Consider the following 19,377-nt stretch of genomic DNA (forward strand, 5'->3'; position numbering starts at 1 on the left):
ACTAAAAGCGAGGCAAGCATGGACAAACAGCACAAGGCCAGTATTGACGGGGATCAATGGGCGCAGTGTGTGCTCGATCATGGATGGCTTTGGGACGCCGCCAGTGGTGACGCTTCCGCGACGTTGATCCTCGCCCACGGTGCTGGTGCGCCGATGGATAGCGAGTGGATGACTGATATGGCTGGGCGCCTTGCCGGGCTTGGGGTGAATGTGTTGCGGTTTGAGTTTCCTTATATGGCGCAGCGGCGGGTTGATGGGGTGAAGCGGCCGCCGAATCCTGCGGGGAAATTGCAGGAATGTTGGCGTGAGGTGTATGCCGAGGTGCGGCGTCATGTCACTGGGGTTTTGGCCATTGGCGGGAAGTCGATGGGCGGGCGGATGGCGAGTCTGCTGGCTGATGAGTTGGGGGCTGATGCGCTGGTGTGTCTGGGGTATCCGTTTTATGCGGTGGGGAAACCGGAGAAGCCTCGGGTTGAGCATTTGGCTGGTTTGCAGACTCGGACGTTGATTGTGCAAGGCGAGCGGGATGCGCTGGGGAATCAGGACGCCGTTGAGGCTTACGATCTATCGCCGAGGATTGAAGTGTATTGGTTGGCGGCGGGGGACCATGATTTGAAGCCGCTCAAGGTTTCCGGGTTTACCCATGAGCAGCATTTGGCTAACGCCGCGCAGAAGGTGGCTGCGTTTCTTCAGTATTGACTGAGCCGAGATGAAATTTTGAAACTCATGAAGATCGGCTCCCTTTCTCCCTCGCCCCCTTGGAGGAGAGGGCTAAATAGCCAGCTTCTTGGCGTCCGTAGTCACGGGACAGGCCCAGCATCCCCCTTAACGATATAACCAGCCCCCCCTTCAGCAGAACGGCCCGCCCTGTGCATAGCAATGCCCTGGGGCGGGCTACGCAGCGCCATTTACATTGGTTTTTGCCAATCAGAGGTGGCGTAACGGTACCGGGGGTTTTGAACCTTCGGGCTGCCAAATTTTTCTTCGTCGATGACGAACGATTTGGCCATGAGGTCTCGAACACCACCGAGCCGTTCCATAGACGTCAGCTCAGATGTAATGTCCTTGACGACGGTCGTGAACGCCTTGGTCGACTGCGACTTCATGAACTCAGGGGTGGACAGGGCAAACTCACGATCCGGTAAGCCCGGAATGCCGGCCCATCCAATGGTGGTATTTACCGCTTTGATCAGGAAGCTTCCCTGGATGCCTTGGGCCGAGGGCACACCGTATTTGCGTTTAAGGTCGCCGCAAATCTTGTCGACGTCGCCTATCAGTTTGGTCACCAACTTGTTGCCGTCACCGAGGCCCTTTTCATCGAACGCTACCCGTATTTCCTTCAGGGTCTGTCGGATGGTGACGAAATGGTCTTCGTTGCGAATCTGCTTGGCAGCCATGATCGCGTTCGGCACGCTGCCGGAGACTTGGGTCATCCAGGCGGAGAAAAGTGGCAGGTCGAGAGCGACAGTCTGTGCCCCCCCGTGAGACTTGATTTCAGCGATGCTCGTCTGTGTTTTGCTGGAAAGGTTGGCTAAGAGGCGAGACGTAAAGTCGTGACCAAAGAAGCCGCTTTTTTTCAGCCAGTGCAGCTGATAGGCATGACGTATCGGATGAATGAACGAGTCAGCCTTGAGGTGCTTGGCTGCCATGGAATAGTAGATGGACTTGTAGGCCAGCCAGTTCAGGGAAGCGATGAACATTTCCAGCTGCTTTGTGGCGCCACCGAAGTCTTCGGGCTTCTTCCTGGCGAAGTCTTGCTCGGTGAAGACGTGGCCATCGGAGCCAACCAGTTTCACTTCTTGCGACCAGCGTCCCCGTGTGTCGCTCACGTCTGCCAATTCGGCAAATATTGCAGCGCTCAAGGCGCTGTACTTGCCGTAGGCATCAGTGGCCTGGTGCCCGAGCATTCTCATGGTCAGGTAGTACACGCTGGAAGATTTATCCCAGGTGCAGACCATGTTCATTTTCAGCTGCTCTAGGAGAGCGGCGAAGTCCTCATCGACGAACTCACCGCCGCGAATCTCGGGGCGGATCAGCGCGGCTTCTCGTTGTGCAACCTCGTCGACCGTCTGCAGTTCGAACTGAGTTGGGTCAACGAAGCGCAGATACGGGAACTGCTTTTTCCGCGCTTCTCGGTGCTGAGGCTTGTAGTTGTCGATTCACAACAGGTCATCGTAAAAAAGAATGCCCTGGAGAAAATTCTCCACAGCGCATAGGTCTCCATTGATAGTATCGGTGTTTTGTACCGTGACAGCTCCAGTGGCACGTTGGACAGCTGTGAGAGTGGCATTGTCAATCAGTGCGTAGGTCATGAGCTCGTTGCCATGTCGTGTTGTGGCTACGATGATAACCAGTCCGGGCCAGAAACTGGACAGGCCGAAAAGCATCGGTGGCCGTTTCTGTCACGAGGCCGACTCGTGCTAACTAGCGGGTGTAGAGCGGCGCGTGGTCTCATCGGCCCGTCATGTGGATGATTTCGCTCCGGTGATCAAGAGCGCTTCGAGAACGCGTGGGAGGTATTTGCTCCGACCCGCGAGGCGCCTAGCCTCGACAATATTGAAGCTACATAGCGCAGCGTCTAGCGTTTTCGACCCCGCACTCATCGTCCGAATTTGGGGCTTTGTGCCGCTATTCGTGCTGTGGTGTAAGCGTCGGCGAACTCGGACTGGTCAGTCGTGCCCTTCGTTAGGCTCTCATTGAGCTCTGTAAAGATTCGCAACCCTTCGCCAGCCGCTACGGATTCCAACTGAGCACATTTCGAACCGAGCAACCGGATCGCAACATTCTCAAGACGCTCATCCATATGGTCACCATGGTGAGACTCGACCAACAATCTGTAAACCGCCCAGAGTCGTTTGGCGCAAGCCTCCTGCAAATGCCCCAGAAGTGCGGCGGTGATGATCAAAATGACTATGGTCTCAAGGGCCTGATCAGGGGCATCATTTTTCATGGCTGCTTTGACATGCCAGTGTCGCATCAACGCAGCTAGCCCAATTTCAGGAAGTAGAGCCTGCTCCATCAATGCACGTAGCACCGATGCAGCATGCTCCAAAGCTTTATCAAAGGGCGCGCGGAAATCCCAGACCGCCGAGATAACCGAAATGAACTTAGGTTCTGCGTCAAGGATTTCTACGCCTTGACGTACGGTTCGTGCAGTAAAGGCTGCCGGAGGGAGTAACTGCACAATTTCGGGTAGCTGTACGATGACTCCGACCCGCCATTCGCATAGCTGCGCAATTTTGCCCGCTTTTTCAAGTGGTGAGAGCCGCCCCACCTCTGTCAGTGCGGCCAAGACGTCAAGCGTGCAGAAGCCATCGACCTCGGAACCTGCGGCACAAAATATGCGCAGCGCTTCGTCATCAGAATAGAGTCTGTAACGTTCTGGCTCTTTTGCGCATATCTCCGCCATTTCGCTGTTGCTTCGCCCAATGACTTTAGAGGGCGGTGTTTCGCTTGCTTCCTCTGGAGCGGAGGGTTGGAGGATCGAAGCGAGGTGGGGTTTCAAGGCGTTTTGTAGGTCCAAACATTTGCTTCGCATTGGACTTCCGAATATAGGATTCGTGAACTCGGCAAGCTCCTCCATCGTGGCTCTGGCCACTGCGATTTGACCGAAGAAAGTGATGGCAGCGTCGATCAGCCCCAAGTCGTTGAGGACTAACAGCGCTGTCCAATCCAGCAAAGGCACTCGCTTGCGCAGGGCATCGGCACCGGTCGGTTGCCAACCAATATCGTTAACCATCACTAGGTGATACTGGCGATCATCCCGGCTGGACACCTTGGCAACTTCCCACAGATGTACGATATCGGAAATGCAGGACAGGACCAGTCGCGGGCGCCATGAGAAAGGGATGGTGTTTAATCCCTGCTGTAAGGACCGCTCCAGCCGTTTCTGGAACGCTTCTCTGCCGGGCGTCAGTCCAATAAGTGCTTTCAGACTTTCAACCAACTCTTTGCCAGAGGCACCCTCTCGAACCTCGCCTTTCCAGAGCATCCGGGAATTTGGGAAGTTTCTGAAGAATGCATCGGCGCGTGTTCGGAATTGCTCTCTATCCTTTGCAAGGTCGATGTCACTGCGTCCACCCAGAGTGCCACTCAGATGCATCATCAAGTAGGTACCTTCCTGGCTCTCTACGCTCTGATCCACCAGTTCGCCTGCTCGCAAGGCCAACTCCAATAGCCTGTCGCTCGTTGGGTCGGAAAACTGAATGAGAAAAAACAGTAACTTCACGAACTCCAACTGTTCCCCTTTGGACTTCGCTGTTTCGAGAGCCCTTTCCGCCGCCTCTACTGCGTCATCGACGTAGCCGCAACGAGTGGCGATCGTGACATAGGTGTTTAGAGCTAGTGGGTCGTCGGATCCTGTAGCTACAATTTTCAACAACCGATCGCGGGCTTTTTCCGTTTCGCCTAGATGATCAAGTGCCAATGCCTCGAAGGCTCCCATTCGATCACCAGATTCAACGCGGACTCTATTGCTTTGACACAGTTCTACGAGGCCCTGCCAATCTTTCAAAGTCACTAACGCCATCCCGAGGCGCGCAGCCATCGCAGGCGAGAGTACATAGTGCTCAGTTATTTTTTCGGAGAGTCGAACACACTCCATCGCACTTTCCGGGTCGGTAGGATCAAGCTCGTGGATGAGTGTGAGTGCAATGCTCACGGGCCGATCCAGTTCCTCATACCTGGCCTGCAGCGACCTCAAAGCCTCATCTTTGGCCAACCTGCTGATTTCCAACTGGAGATAAAAATGTGCGAGGGCGGCTTGGGGGGCTAGATCAGGATCTGATTCGAGCAGGCCCATCCACTGTTTTACGTGGCCAGGCTGAACTGATTTGTGAGCAGAAATAGAGGCTGCGGTGACAGCCGACCCAAACAGGGAATGGCTGCGATCCACGTTGTCGATGTATGCGCTGAAGCTTTGGTAGCATGCCCGGAATTTACGGGTCTCATAGAGCAAAAGCGTGTTCCAGATATGCTTGTCTGGTGAGTCGGGCAACTGATCATTTGCCGACAACGCGAGGGTGAAGTCCGACAACTGACCCGCAATGCCCCGTAAGACCTCATGGATATGGGGCAAGTCCGGACGTTTCTGCGCAGCATCCTTCAGGTCTGCAAGTATCGACTCTGCCTTGCCGAGTGCCGAAGCTGTAGCCCCCCATATGTCGACGAGCTGCTCTATGTTGGAACCCCAGCCTGATGCCTTTATGAACAAGACAGCGTCGTTAATCGCAGCCCAAGCCTCTTCAAGCTTTTGAAGGTCTACACCCGGAAGACCTGCTGGTGGGATAGATTCACGTCGCTGCGTAGTGGCGGTGGCCACCGCGAGGGCAAATTTGGCTCGGGCTCTAAGCAAAAGCAATAGTTCGCGTATGTCAGCGGACCCCTCGCAGGATTCAAGGCCCGCCTCGCAGTCCGCCAAGGCATTTGCAGGCTCGTCAGACAACCAATGTGCAAACGCTCTGGCGAAAGACCGTTGAGGCTCTGGAAGTAAATCAGCCAGCTCAACTGCCAGCTCGTAATGCCCTTGCACCGCGTGTAGCCGGGAACGAACGGCAATGAATATTGGGTCTTCACCCTCCAGTAGATCATGCAGTTCTGCAAGGGATTCGCTATCGTTTTCAAATCTGATGCGGATCTCTGCTTCTACCCAAGCGGCTCGGTACTTGGGCAAAGGCGTTGCCTGATACGCGTTCTGGTATGAAGATGCAGCCGCTTGGTTATCCCCTGTTTGAACCTGCCAGTTGCCACGTAGACGCCAATATTCTGCGCGCTCAAGGGTGGTCGATTCTTCGAGCTTGGGCTCTGCCTCGTCGAGCTGTATCTTTGCTCGATCCAGCGCAGTTACCCGTAGATCTGCCTTGGCCTGAGTCAGATTCCAGGCAAGCGTGTCCCGAGCTGGGTTGACCCAGTAGTCTTCGGTTGAGCCTGCTAAGGCGTTCATCAGGGCAGCCCCCCTTGCAGCCACGCCTTTTACCACACCCTGAACCAAGGTTAAGCGGTCATCTGCTTGCATCCCAGGGTGGGTTTGCTCCGCGCGCTGGCTCAGGATGTGCCCCACGTGAGACAGTTCGTTCTGGTGGCGAATGCTCTCGGAAAGATCTGTAGTTCTTTTCAGAATGTTCTTTGTTGGCGCGCGAAGATTGACGTATTTCTGTTCGGGAGACAGATCATCGACGGTGATGCGGATCAGCTCATCCCTGAGCCAGACGTAGTAAAGGGGGCAGTCAACAGGATCTTCGTTTACCGAAAGGTCGCAGATTACTAAGAGCACTGGTTCAACGGCTCGGGCGTAATAGCGGACAGTGGTGGCTTTCAGAGTGACCGAAATGTAATCGCCATCCTCCGTCAGGTTTGGAGAGCGGGTGCCTTTAAGTTGGATACGGAAAATATCCGTCGCGCGTTGATTGGGCGTGGTCTGCACTTGGAAGTCATAGCCATAGTCGTCCGTCCCTTCCAGGCTTTGCAATCTCCAATCCTTGGGATGACGAGCCATCAGGCAACGTGTTGCGTCGGCATTGATGTCGTGCTGATCCCCCGTCCCAGGTAAAGGCCCGTCAACTGGCATGGTGCTTCCTCGGCATAATCTAAAAGGGCGCTGATGGCGTAAAGATGCGTTTCTCGGTGCATTTTTTTCAGGAGTATACAGCCCTCTAAACAGGGCTTGGGATCAGACTACGGGATCAATATCTTTGTATTTGGGCTAAGAGACAGGTTGGGCGCATACCAGTCTTGCACGAGACTGTCCAAGGTTATCCGAGCTCCCGCCTTTCCAGAGCACCTGGTAATGGCTTCTTGATGCCAGTCCGGTTACGCTGATGTTTATCAGGGAGGACGAGCGATGAGTCAGTACCTTTTAAGTTTTGCAAGGCAGAACCTTGAGGGGCGCACTGATGCTTACTTGGTGCTTCTCTGGTGTATCTATCAGGCTGACCAAAACAAAGGCCGCTACTCCGACCACATCAAATCACAAATCACCACGGCGTCGAATCAGCTGCTGGGTCGCAACTACCAACGTGTCGCTGCTCGCTTCAAGAAAGTGCTCGATAAAAGGCCGGAACTGGATCGAATACCACCCTCGGGCTTGGGGGCGTTGGATAACCTTCGCGTCAAGAATTTCCGTGGCTTTGGGGAGTTTGGCGCCGACGATAAGGGCACGTTTATTCGATTCAGTAAACGGAAAAACATTTTCTACGCGCCCAATGGTGGCGGTAAATCATCGCTCTGCGAAGCCATCGAAATTTGCACCACTGGGGACATCAAGGAAGCAGCCAGGCGCAAGACCAAGGTCAAACAGTACATTGCACGTGGGGAAAACAAGCCTCAGCTCGCCCTCATAGGAACGAATAAGCTCAAAATTACGCCTAGTATCAGTTGGTCGAGTTGTTTCATTGATCGCAATCGCCTTCAGGAATTTTCGCTCTTGGGCTCCAAGGACACAGGCAGTGGCGAAAGTGATGTTTTGGCCACCTTGTTCGGCTTAGAAGAGCTCCAAGAAGTCATTTCTCGTTTCGTCCGCCCTGAAAGCTTTACACTCAAAGCATTTATGCGTGCCGACCAAGCCGAGGCACTGACGAACCTTGAACGCGCTCAAACAGAACTAGGTCAACAGCGGAGCAAGCACAGGGCAGATCTTCAAGCCGCGATTTCGGAAATCTGTAAGCTCTTGGGACTGCGGCCTGATCAGGATTTCGAAATTCGTCCAAAGGTACAGCGGCTGCGCAAAACGATAGACATTCACATCCGTGGGGCCGAGCGACTGCGAGCGGCCAAAGCACCAGTGGTCATTCCTATAAAAGGTGTTGCACGTACTTCTGCCATCGCCAAGCGGTTGCTCAACCGCAGAGCTCAGATCGAAACAATTTTTCTGCAAAGGGCCAGTGACGTTAACTATCGCGCTGTTTTTGAAGCCTTGGAAGCCATTGAACAACAGTCTGAGCAGACCTGTCCTGCCTGTTTGACGCCACTTGACCATGTCACGGTGAACCCGTTTGAAAGAGCTCGCGACCAGATCAAAACGCTCGGAGCATTGGAGGCCCTGAAGCAATCCAAGCTGAGAAATGATGCTCAAGTTGTCCTGTGGGCTTCAAGGATCGCTACTGAGATCAGTTCCTTGAAAGGTAATGTTTACGCTGGTGTACCTTGTCCACTGGCGATGGAAGCGTTGGAAACGGTGCTCACAGAATTCCATACGGCTACTGATCGCTCTACAGTGGCGGCGTCTGTCCTCAATGCTTTCATCGCGCTCTGTGCTGACAGTACAACCCAAATCCAGGCCTATCTGCGCACATGCGAGCGTAAGCGGAGAGAGGTTGACCAGGCAGAAGTTCAAGCGGCCCGTCTCGATGAACTCATCGAACACCTCAAGAAGGTAGATGAATCGTTAAAGCGGCAGTTCGATATCAAAACCCGTGCAGAAAACGAATTCAAAACCGCCAATAACAGGATGCTTGCCTTTATGGGGCAGAGAACGGTTTTGCTCAACGATTCTGTGGATAACAGTCACTACAACCAGTTGCTCAAGGATCTTGAGGTTGAATACCGGACACTGTATGGCGATCTGCTGGGTTATAAGTTAGAGCTCGAAAAAGCGCGCATTACAGGGATCGAAGCCAAGGCTGCCGAGTACTACCGAGCGATCAATAACCATGACGATGACCATGAGCAGATACGGACACTGGCCTTTGAAAAGCTCACGGAGAGCTACCGGATCAGGATCACCAACGTGGACGGATCTCCGCTGGATGCGTTTGCTGTGCTCAGCGAGGGGCATCTGAGGGCATTGGGCTTATCGATTCTTCTGGCGATGGCGGAAAAAAACAATTTTCCGCTCATCGTCTTTGATGACGTCGTCAATGCGATCGACACGGATCACCGATCCAACATCATTGATCTGTTTTTCAATGATACTTACCTGCGTCGGATCCAGATGGTGGTGACCACCCATGATCGCCTCTTCTGGGAGCGCTTTTGCATCATCGCTGACCGTCATCCTCAATGCGACCAGCACGCAAACCATGTGCTTAGCTACACGAACAAAGGCATCGTGGTCATTGATCACGCAGGTGGTTTTCAGAAAAAGGTGCATCTGGCGCTGACGGTCTTCGACGTTCGGCAAGCATTGCTGTATTGCCGGATCTGGTTCGAGTCCATGGTGCTGGAGTTCTGCATTGAAAACGGCGTCCAGGTCACCGCGAACTTCAACAAATCTCAGCTCAAGAAGAGTATGTACCTGCAGGTGAGCCTGGAGCACACCTTCAAGCTGGTGGAGCCCTTCATTGACTATGACCTATCGTATTTCAATTTCATCAAGAATGATCTGGTGAACTGGGGTGGCCAAAACCAAGAACACCATGCCTTTGATGAAGGAAGCCTGAACTTTGTGCACTCCAAGACCAGTGGTGAGGTTTCGAAAATCTACGACGCGATCCGTTTCCTGGAATGTCAGCTTTTCATGGACAAAAAGAAGGAGTCCGGAGAAAGGTACCTTGCAGAGGTGAATGAGAAAGTCGAGAAGGGCCGCAGGAAATTAGCAGGACTCGCCAGAGCACCTGAAGAGGTGCAGAAAGAACATCAGGCAGGGTTGAAGGCGCTGGAAAAGCGCGCCCTTGAGCTCACCCAGGAGCTTCAGTTCATCGAGCGCTGTGTAGTGAGCATGGCTGACCGCGAGCGAGCAGGGGAGCTGCCCGCTGAGTTGCCGCCTGCCTAGTGCCCTGAAAGGTTAGTTCGTTTATCTAGCTAATTCGATTCTCCCTGAGATTCCAGGGGGCTTTAGCTCAATAAGTCTCCTCTCCCACGGGAGGAGAGCTCGGGTGAGGGGGAAGATCTCACTGACACGCCACAAAAACTGAAAGCTCCCCAATCCCAGCATTTCCAGCGCATAAACATGATCGCGCGACCACGTTTAAAGTACACGAACCGTTACGCCATAAGGGCTACAACACCTTGCGTCGTTGCCTACGCGTACGCCAGAATCCGCCTGCTTACGCGGCTATGAGGTGGGTTGTATCGTTTCCCTGTCACTGGAAAACAGTGATCGGGTTTGGTAGCCCGCTTCGAAACCGTATGGTGTCACCGTATGCAGTCCCTTTTTTGGGGGCTCAGATTTTTATGGTGGACATGCGTGGGGCTCATTCGTGAGCGCCGGGTTTCCCGTTTCGACCGGTCTACCAACCCACGTATGGCCACCACCCACTCGTTTGGTAGCGAGGGTGATGGCTCCTAATATTCGAAACTGGAGTTACACCTATGTTCAAAATCACGCCAAATCCGCCCGTTAACGATCCAATCCCTCACGACCCCGCGCTCAGCCCGAAAAAGGTCAAAGAAGCAATCGACCGCGCCCTCGACTACTACCTCAAACCCGAAGACCTGGCGGCCCCGCCAAGCTCACCCAAGTTTCGCCCCGTCTATCTCGTCGATCCCACGCTGGATGACGAAACCCTGCTGGTCGAGGCGAGCGAGTCGCTTTCATACGCCCATGCCATGGCCGGCAATATCGCCAACTCAATCGGCGGCCCGGAGCGCAAACCGCTGCTGGCGCTGCAACAGGTGATCATGCTCAACGAATTGTTGGTTAATCGGCTGCTGGATAAGCTGAAGTTGCCTCAATAATTTCGCTGGCTGTTATTGCCTCTTCGCGAGCAGGCTCACTCCCACAGGAGATTGTCGTCGGACACAAATCTGTGATCCCACTACGTTCCAAAGTGGGAGCGAGCCTGCTCGCGAAAGCGCTCTGCCAAGCACCATCACTTTCAGACAAGCAACAAAAAACCCGGAAGCTTTCGCCGTCCGGGCTTTGAAGATCAAAGGATCGCAGCCTTCGGCAGCTCCTACATTGGAATGCATGTTCCTGTAGGAGCTGCCGAAGGCTGCGATCTTTTTGATTTACTAGGTAATGGTTAGCCTGCCAGTGATCACAAATTTATCGAACACTTTCTGACCATCACGCGCAGCTTGTCGAACATCATGGAATGTCAGCTCATCACGAACTTTCTGTTTTGCGGGTTTTCGGGCGGGGGTTGTATTCATGCTGGCCGGTCTGCGTGGTTGAGTAGCTACCGGCAAACGATAGAACCTGGCTTCATCAAGCACCAGTCGGCGCATTCTGGCGCAGTTGTAGGCAGTGTCTGCATTGCTTGAGCGAGATCGTCGTTGGCAGAGATGTCCTCATCGCGAGCAGGCTCGCTCCCACAGGGGATTGTCGTCGGACACATAATCTGTGATCACCACAGATCCAATGTAGGAGCGAGCCTGCTCGCGAAAGCGGTCTGCCAAGCACCATCACTTTCAGACAAGCAACAAAAAACCCGGAAGCTTTCGCCGTCCGGGCTTTGAAGATCAAAGGATCGCAGCCTTCGGCAGCTCCTACATTGGAATGCATGTTCCTGTAGGCGCTGCCGAAGGCTGCGATCTTTTGCTTTTAGCGGTTAAACCGCTCCACCAACGAGTACTGCGTATTCGCCGTCTTCGTCAGTTCTTCACTCAACAACGCCGAGTTATGCGCCTGCTCGGAGGTCTGATCCGCCAGTTCCGAAATATTGCTGATGTTGCGGCTGATCTCTTCAGCCACCGCACTTTGCTCTTCCGTCGCCGCAGCAATCTGCGTGGTCATGTCGGTGATGTTGGCCACCGCTTCACTGATCCCGACCAACGCCTGATCCGCTTCCAGCACCCGCGCTACACCTTCTTCAGCCTGACGATGCCCGGCTTCCATGGTCTGCACGGCGCTTGAAGCTGTCTGCTGCAACTTGGCGATCAGGGCATGAATCTGCCCGGTCGATTCGCTGGTGCGTTGCGCCAGTTGGCGAACTTCATCGGCCACTACCGCGAAACCACGGCCCATTTCGCCGGCACGCGCGGCTTCAATCGCAGCGTTCAGTGCGAGCAGGTTGGTCTGGTCGGCGATGCCTTTGATCACGTCAACCACGCCGCCGATTTCGTCGCTGTCCTTGGCCAGTTGAGTGACGGTCAGGCCGGTTTCACCCACGACGACGGACAGACGCTGAATGGCTTCGCGGGTTTCCCCAGCGATGTCACGACCGCGACCGGTCAGGCGATTGGCTTCCTGAGTCGCGTCGGCGGTGCGCTGCACGTGGCTGGCGACTTCCTGAGTCGTCGCGGCCATCTGGTTGACGGCGGTGGCGACCTGTTCGGTTTCCACCCGCTGACGTTCCAGGCCGGTCGAGCTGCTGTGTGCCAGTCGGTCGGACTGCTTGGCCTGATCGGTCAAGTGTTCGGCAGTGTCCTGCAGACGGGTTAGGCAGGTTTTCAGGCGCGCTTCCTGGCTGAGGATGGACATTTCCAGACGCGCCTGGGCGCCACGGCTGTCGGTGTACATTTGTGCGATCAGCGGGTCGGAGGTGGTCTGTTCGGCCAGGCGCAGCAGGCGCTTGAGCCCGCGTTGCTGCCATTGCAGGCCCATCAGGCCCAGTGGCACCGACAAACCGGCCGCGAGGGCGAAGCCCCAGTGCGAGTTGAGGGTCGCGCCGATCACGAAGCTCAGTTGGCTGACCAGAATGAACGGCAGCCAGTCCTGAAGCACTGGCAGCCATTTATCGCTGGAAGGGATCGCCGACTTGCCTTGGTTGATGCGTTGGTAGAGCGCTTCGGCACGGCGGATCTGTTCGGCGGTGGGTTTGATCCGCACCGACTCGTAACCGATCACCTGACTGCCATCGAACACCGGAGTCACGTAGGCGTTCACCCAGTAGTGGTCACCGGATTTGCAGCGATTCTTGACAATGCCCATCCATGGCAAGCCTTGTTTCAGTGTGCCCCACATGTGCGAAAACACCGCCGCCGGAACGTCTGGGTGACGGACCAGGTTGTGCGGCGCACGGATCAGTTCTTCACGCGAAAACCCGCTGATTTCGACGAAAGCGTCGTTGCAGTAGGTGATCACGCCCTTGGCATCGGTTGTGGAAATCAACCGCTGCTGAGCCGGGAAAGTCCGTTCGCGTTGTGTAATGGGCTGGTTGTTACGCATGTTTTTCAATCCGCAAGGCTTTGAAAGGTTGTCGGCGGTGACAGCTTTTTATTGAAATTTTTTTTCAATAATCAGCACAGCGTCGCAAAACGGCGCTTGCTTCAGCCAGCGAGCATCGGATAAGTGAACAGGCCGAAGTGCAGCAGGTTCAGCCCGAAATGCGTGGCGATCGCCGCGCCGAGCCCGCCAAAACGGTAGGCCAGACCATAGCCGACACCCGCCAGACCCGCCAGTAACACCCAGGTCCAGCCTGCGCCTGCGTGCACCAGGCCAAACAGCAACGAGGCCAACAGCAGGGCGAGGTTTTCGCCGTAAGGCAGGTGTTTGAAGCGCTGACTCAGACCGCCCTGTATATATCCGCGAAACAGCGCTTCCTCGACCAAGGTCACCAGCAGCAGATTGTTCAGCACCCACAACCACGCCTGATCCGGCCACTTCGGTGCCCAGGCGATCACGCCCAGCAACAGCGCGCCGCCGAGGGCGAGAACCGCGCACAAGGTCAGGGCGAGGGCGGTGGCGTAGACGCTCAGGCGCAACGAACGTCGCCCGACAATCCACGGACACACCAGTAACAGCCAGAAGCCAACCAGCGGTTTGTCGAGGTTCAGGTACATCGCGAACGGCACGGCGTTGTCGGTGAAGCGCTGCGGATCAATCGCTCTACCGTTGGCGAACCCCGGCAGCCAGTGCAGAGCCAGCGCCACGGCCAGCACGATAAACAGACCATGGCCTAGAAAACGTGCGACCGGCACCTGTTGTTGGCGCACCGCAAAACCGGCGAACACCAGCAGCCCAATGGAAATCAGCGCCAGCCAGCCGAGGTGGCCATAACTCAGCGCCCATCCATAACCGAGGCTGAGAAGCGCCAGATAGAGCCATGGCAAAGCCTTCATCGAAAGTCCCTGTGCAAATTTTGTGGAAGGGCTTTCTACACGGACGAGCGGCGGGGGACAAGTGAAGGTGAGGCGGGAAGTGGGGACGACAAACAAACCTGTGGTCAACCCCGTTACCTGTGGGAGCTGGCTTGCCAGCGATGAGGCCTGTTCAGCCGACATCTTTATAGACTGGTCCACCGCTATCGCTGGCAAGCCAGCTCCCACAGGGTTTTGTGGATGGCTGGAAATCAGTGCAAGTTGAGTTTCACGGCCGCACGCTCGGTGATTTCCGTGCGCAACTTCAGCGATGGCGCGGCACGCAGGCGAGCCTCATCGACAATCGCACTCGGCGCAGTCTCCGGGCTGCCCGAGTTGAACGGCGGCGCTGGTGCATATTCCAGCTGCAACTGCACCAGTTGCGCCGTGTCGGCATCGAACAATTCCGCCGCCAGCACCAGAGCAAAGTCGATCCCCGCCGTAATCCCGCCACCGGTAAACAGATTGCCGTCACGCACCACCCGATCCTTCACCGCGATCGCGCCCAGTGTTGGCAGCAGATCGTGATACGCCCAATGCGTGGTCGCGCGTTTGCCTTGCAGCAGACCCGCCGCGCCGAGTACCAGCGAGCCGGTGCACACCGATGTCACGTACTTCGCCTGAAGGGCCTGGCGTTTGATGAAGTCCAGCGTCTGCGCGTCTTCCATCAACGGCCCGACACCGCCGCCACCGGGAATGCAGATCACATCAAGAGCCGGGCAATCCTCGAACGTGGTCGTCGGCTTCAGCAACAGACCGGTACTGGCGGTAACCGGCATCAAATCTTTCCAGATCAGATGCACCTGCACGCCCGGCAACGAGGCGAGCACGTCGTACGGTCCGGTCAGGTCGAGTTGCTGAACTTGCGGGAACAACAGAAAACCGATCTGCAGCGTCATTGTTCTTGCTCCATGAAAAAGGGGTGGACGGCTTCACTGTAGGCGCGTAGGTTCTGGCGCATACGCCAATATCCCCACGAATTACGCCAAATGCCCAAAACCATTCATGTCCTCGCGTTTGCCAACATGCAGATTCTCGACGTCACCGGGCCGTTGCAGGTGTTTGCTTCGGCCAACGACATCGCCCGCCAGCGCGGTTTGCCGATCCCGTACGCGCCGAGCGTGATTGCCAGCGGCGGCGGGGCGGTGATGTCCTCGGCGGGTCTGGCGGTATTAGCCGAACCGTTGCCAGAAGCGCCCAGCGATACGTTGATCATCGCCGGTGGCTGGGGCATTTATCCTGCCGCTGAAGACGTGCTTCTGGTGGATTGGGTACGCGAACATGGAGCGAAATGCCGACGCGTGGCCTCGGTGTGCACAGGGGCTTTTTTGCTGGCGGCCAGTGGCTGGCTCGATGGCCGCCGCGTGGTTACCCACTGGACTCGTTGCGAGCAACTGGCGCAGCAACATCCGAATTTGCGCGTCGAGGCCAATCCGATCTTCATCAACGACGGCCCGGTATGGACCTCTGCGGGGGTGACCGCTGGCATCGATCTGGCGCTGGCGATGGTTGAAGAGGATCTGGGCAGCGACATCGCCCTGGACGTCGCCCGCCATCTGGTGGTGTTCCTCAAACGCCCGGGCGGGCAATCGCAATTCAGCGTGACTTTGTCGTTGCAGAATCAGGGCAATCGCTTTGATGAACTGCACGCGTGGATCGCCGAGAATCTCACTTGCGACCTCGGCGTTCCGACCCTGGCCGAGCAGGCCGGCATGAGCGAACGCAGTTTCGTCCGCCACTACCGCGCCGACACCGGCCAGACCCCGGCGCGGGCGATTGAATTGATCCGCGTCGAAACCGCCCGGCGATTGCTCAGTGACACAGGTTTGCCGGTCAAACGCATCGCCGCCAATTGCGGGTTTGGCAGTGAAGAGACGTTGCGCCGAAGTTTTCTGCGAGCGATTGGCGTAACGCCGCAGGCTTATCGGGAGCGGTTTTCGGTCAGCGCTGCTACAGATCCAGTAATGCCTTGAGTTAAACCTCGGCTTCCGCCACCTGATTGAAATACTTGCTCCGATCCGGGGTAAACGTCACCCGCATCTTCGTCCGCGAGCACGTCAGCGAACGCTCTTCACTCAAAGCAATATCCAGATCCTCACCGCGCAAGCCTTGCCACTGCGCCAGATACTTCAGCGAGCCGAATTTTTCGTTTTTCTTCAGGCTGCGACTGACGCCGCCTTTCCAGCCGAGCACGGGCAGTTCGCCGGCAAGGCATTTTTGCGCGAGGTCGGGGAAGCGGGTGGCGCGCTGGCGGCCGATTTCCCAGCATTTGATCAGGCCTTTGTCCGCGGCTTCCCAGAGTTGGTCGCGGGTCAGGCCGCTACGAAGGGGCGTGTCGATGGTGCGGTGGACATGCTGGGTCATTCTGGTTCCTTGAATTCGGGTTTTATTGGACAGCTCCGCTGTGCCCGTTGCGGTGGATGGTAGGGGTGGATGTAACAGCTGGCAACAGGGTATTACCGGGTGTGACTGCGAGTTGCAGCGTATGCACGGGTCAGAGAATGTTGACCGCTTGTAGTCTTCTGGCGAGTGAAAACTGTGGCGAGGGGCTTGCTCCCGCTCGGCTGCGCAGCAGACGCAAAGTCAGGCAACCCGGTGCTTCAATGGGATTGGGGAGGCAGGTTTCAGGGCCGCTTCGCGACCCGGCGAGAGCAAGCTCCCTCGCCATAGGGGGTGGGAGTGAGCCTGCTTTTGCGTAGGTGTCAGTCCTACAATTGGCTGTTGATGCGGACTATTTCCTACAGAGCTTGGTGACAATTACGGCTGCCAATAACTCTTTTCCCCACTCAACTTGCGGTCGAGAAAACTCGCCGCGCTGATCAACGCCAGATGCGTCAAGGCCTGCGGGGTGTTGCCCAAGTGCCGGCCATGGGCGTCGAATTCTTCGGCGTAAAGGCCCAGCGGATTGGCATAACGCAGCAATTGCTCAAACTCCAGATGCGCTTTTTCAATTTGCCCGGCGCGAGCCAGACATTCGACATACCAGAACGAACATGCGGCGAAGGCGCCTTCGGTGCCGGCCAGGCCATCGATATTGCTGTCGTCATTGCGATAGCGGTAAACCATGCCGTCGCGCACCAGGGTCTTTTCGATCGCCTCAAGAGTGGAGAGCCAGCGCGGATCCTTGGCGCTGACGAAGCGCACCAACGGCATCAACAACATCGAGCCATCCAGCGCCGTGCCGCCCTTGTACTGGACGAAGTGCCCGCGTTCTTCATCCCAGAAGTTGTCCCAGATATCCGCGTAGATTGCCTGCCGGGTCGTGTCCCATTGCGCAAACGGTGCCGGCAGCGAGCGCTTCGAAGCCAGTCGAATGGCCCGGTCCAGCGCCACCCAGCACATCAGCCGCGAATGCAGAAAGTGGTGTTGCTCGCCGCGCATTTCCCAGATGCCGACGTCCTTGGTCTGCCAGGTCTCGCAGACTTGATCGACCACTTCGCGCACGTGTTGCCAACCTTCGTGGGAAATTGCGTCGCCGTATTTGTTGACCAGATACACGGCGTCCATCAACTCGCCAAAGATGTCGAGCTGGACCTGGTCGTACGCGCCGTTGCCGATGCGCACCGGTTTTGCGTCGCCGTGTCCCGACAAGTGATCAAGTTCGGTTTCCGGTAATTCCTGACGGCCATCGATGGCGTAGAGAATGTTCAACTTCATCGGCTTGCCGCAGCAATCGCTGACCCGTCCGCGCAACCAGCGCATGTAGTCATTGGCTTCGCCGACAAAGCCCAGGCGCATAAAGGCATACACCGTGAACGAGGCATCTCGGATCCACGTGTAACGGTAATCCCAGTTGCGCTCGCCGCCCGGGGTTTCCGGCAGACCGAAGGTGGCGGCGGCGAGAATCGCGCCGTGTTTGCGCGAGGTCAGCAGCTTGAGGGCGAGGGCGGAGCGGTGGACCATTTCCCGCCAGCGTCCACGGTAAATCGACTGGCCGATCCAGTCGCGCCAGAACTTCAATGTGCGTTCCATGCACAAGTGTCCGGCGCCTTCGGCGAATCGTGGATCATCAGTCGCCCCGAGCATGAACGCCGCCGTTTCATTTTGCTTGAGCGTGAATTGTGCCACCGCCGCTTGCGCGTCGATCTGCATCGGCTGGTCCGAAGCCAGGCGCAGTGACGGTTGGCCGGAGGCGCTAAATGTCACGTCTTGTTGATCCATCTGAGCTCGGGTGTCGGCTCGGGCGTAATCGTGGCGCACGGCGCAGCGCATCGTGAAAGTCGCTTCGCCGCTGACCACGCGCACCCGACGCATCAACAGTGGCAGGTCATCGGCGTTGTCCGCCACCGGCAGCAGATCGGTGACTTCGACGACGGCGCGTTCACTCAGCCAGCGGGTTTGCAGAACGTTGGTGTCGGGCAGGTAAATCTGTTCGCGGCGGGCGTCGGGCAAGTCCGGCGCCAACTGGAAAATCCCCGCGTCCGGGGTGTCCAGCAACGAACAGAAAATCGATGGACTGTCGAACTCCGGCCAGCAGAAAAAATCCACGCTGCCCCGGTCGTTGACCAGTGCCGCACTGCGCATGTCGCCGATGATGCCGTGGGCGTCGATCGGGCTTTGTCGTTCCAGGTGATGCTCAGCCATTGCCGCGAAACTCCGGATAGAGGCTCATGCCGCCGTCGATGAACAGGGTGGTGCCAACGATGTAATCGGAGGCATCCGAGGCGAGAAACACCACGGCGTTGGCGACGTCTTCCGCGTCGCCGATGCGCCCGTAGGGAATCAGATCAAGCAGCTTCTCGCCGGCTGCGCCTTCTGTAGCATCTTGATTGATCGCCGTGCGAATCGCCCCCGGCGCGACGCCGTTGATACGAATGCGTTGGTGGCTGACTTCCTGCGCGAGGGTCTGCATCAACTGATCGACGCCACCCTTGGACGCGGCGTAATTGACGTGCCCGGCCCAGGGAATGCGCTGGTGCACCGAACTCATGTGGATGATCTTGCCGGCCGCGCGCGATACACCTTCGCGAACGCCCTGGCGATTGAAAATCCGCAGGGCAGCGCGGGCGCAGAGGAACTGTCCGGTGAGGTTGACGCCAATCACCGTGTTCCAGTCGTCCAGTGACATATCCACAACGGCAGCATCTTTTTGCATACCCGAGTTGGCCACCAGAATATCCAGCGAACCAAAGGCATCGATGGCCGCCGAGAACAGTTGCTCCACCTCGTCTTCCTTGGAGACATCAGCGCGAATGGCGATGGCCTGCCCACCGTCAGCGATGATTTGCCGGGCCAGTGCTTCGGCAGGTTCGGCCTGGCGGTTGTAGTTGATGACCACTGCCGCGCCGGCATCGGCCAGGGCTTTGGCGCACGCCTGGCCGATGCCGGAGCTGGCGCCGGTGATCAGGGCTGTTTGTCGGGCGAGGGAAATATGCATGCAAAATCGCGCCTTGAGTGAGGGCCTACATAGCTGACCGGTTGCCAATAGTGAGAGTTCATTCGGCAGAAAAGGCTGTGGTGATTTCGCCGACGGTTTCGCCA

At 56.6% G+C, this 19,377-nt stretch carries 12 protein-coding genes; 4 read left to right on the plus strand and 8 right to left on the minus strand.

Annotation, left to right across the window (positions count from 1 at the left end):
• The first annotated feature begins 18 nt into the window (after nt 1–18).
• Nucleotides 19–699 carry an alpha/beta family hydrolase gene (locus M9827_RS05530; protein ID WP_250604041.1) on the plus strand — a complete coding sequence of 227 codons (681 nt, stop codon included), beginning with the start codon at nt 19–21 and terminating at the stop codon, nt 697–699.
• A gap of 209 nt (nt 700–908) precedes the next feature.
• On the opposite strand, the gene M9827_RS05535 is transcribed toward M9827_RS05530, so the two are convergent.
• On the minus strand, nt 909–1,964 hold the full coding sequence (locus M9827_RS05535; RefSeq protein ID WP_250604043.1) for a hypothetical protein: 1,056 nt from the start codon (nt 1,962–1,964) through the stop codon (nt 909–911).
• A 635-nt stretch (nt 1,965–2,599) separates the two neighbouring features.
• Nucleotides 2,600–6,565 carry a DUF4365 domain-containing protein gene (locus M9827_RS05540; protein WP_250604045.1) on the minus strand — a complete coding sequence of 1,322 codons (3,966 nt, stop codon included), beginning with the start codon at nt 6,563–6,565 and terminating at the stop codon, nt 2,600–2,602.
• Nucleotides 6,566–6,838: 273 nt separating this feature from the next.
• Here M9827_RS05540 and M9827_RS05545 point away from each other — a divergent pair, with 273 nt between their 5' ends.
• Both M9827_RS05545 and M9827_RS05550 read left to right on the plus strand, forming a co-directional pair.
• Entirely contained in the window at nt 6,839–9,706 is a 2,868-nt protein-coding gene (locus M9827_RS05545) for an AAA family ATPase (protein ID WP_250604048.1), read from the plus strand.
• 539 nt (nt 9,707–10,245) lie between these two features.
• Nucleotides 10,246–10,611 carry a DUF6124 family protein gene (locus tag M9827_RS05550; RefSeq protein WP_250604050.1) on the plus strand — a complete coding sequence of 122 codons (366 nt, stop codon included), beginning with the start codon at nt 10,246–10,248 and terminating at the stop codon, nt 10,609–10,611.
• A gap of 808 nt (nt 10,612–11,419) precedes the next feature.
• On the opposite strand, the gene M9827_RS05555 is transcribed toward M9827_RS05550, so the two are convergent.
• From M9827_RS05555 to inhA, 3 genes are all read right to left on the minus strand, one after another.
• A complete protein-coding gene (locus M9827_RS05555; RefSeq protein ID WP_250604052.1) occupies nt 11,420–12,985 on the minus strand; it encodes a methyl-accepting chemotaxis protein in 1,566 nt (521 codons plus the stop codon).
• A gap of 101 nt (nt 12,986–13,086) precedes the next feature.
• Nucleotides 13,087–13,878 carry a CPBP family intramembrane glutamic endopeptidase gene (locus M9827_RS05560; protein WP_250604054.1) on the minus strand — a complete coding sequence of 264 codons (792 nt, stop codon included), beginning with the start codon at nt 13,876–13,878 and terminating at the stop codon, nt 13,087–13,089.
• Nucleotides 13,879–14,108: 230 nt separating this feature from the next.
• Nucleotides 14,109–14,795 (minus strand): isonitrile hydratase, encoded by a 687-nt coding sequence (gene inhA / locus M9827_RS05565; RefSeq protein ID WP_250604056.1) that lies wholly within the window; start codon nt 14,793–14,795, stop codon nt 14,109–14,111.
• 90 nt (nt 14,796–14,885) lie between these two features.
• Here inhA and M9827_RS05570 point away from each other — a divergent pair, with 90 nt between their 5' ends.
• Nucleotides 14,886–15,869 carry a GlxA family transcriptional regulator gene (locus tag M9827_RS05570; protein WP_250604058.1) on the plus strand — a complete coding sequence of 328 codons (984 nt, stop codon included), beginning with the start codon at nt 14,886–14,888 and terminating at the stop codon, nt 15,867–15,869.
• A 1-nt stretch (nt 15,870) separates the two neighbouring features.
• On the opposite strand, the gene M9827_RS05575 is transcribed toward M9827_RS05570, so the two are convergent.
• The 3 genes from M9827_RS05575 to M9827_RS05585 all read right to left on the minus strand — a co-directional run bounded on the left by M9827_RS05575 (nt 15,871) and on the right by M9827_RS05585 (nt 19,273).
• Complete coding sequence (locus M9827_RS05575; protein WP_250604060.1) at nt 15,871–16,260, minus strand: hypothetical protein; 390 nt, start codon at nt 16,258–16,260, stop codon at nt 15,871–15,873.
• Nucleotides 16,261–16,653: 393 nt separating this feature from the next.
• A complete protein-coding gene (locus M9827_RS05580) occupies nt 16,654–18,480 on the minus strand; it encodes a glycoside hydrolase family 15 protein (RefSeq protein WP_250604062.1) in 1,827 nt (608 codons plus the stop codon).
• Complete coding sequence (locus M9827_RS05585; protein WP_250604064.1) at nt 18,473–19,273, minus strand: glucose 1-dehydrogenase; 801 nt, start codon at nt 19,271–19,273, stop codon at nt 18,473–18,475. The genes M9827_RS05580 and M9827_RS05585 overlap by 8 nt, the downstream gene beginning before the upstream one ends.
• Between the last annotated feature and the right edge of the window lie 104 nt (nt 19,274–19,377).

The sequence above is a fragment of the Pseudomonas sp. AKS31 genome, from assembly GCF_023634765.1.
Taxonomy (GTDB): Bacteria; Pseudomonadota; Gammaproteobacteria; order Pseudomonadales; family Pseudomonadaceae; genus Aquipseudomonas.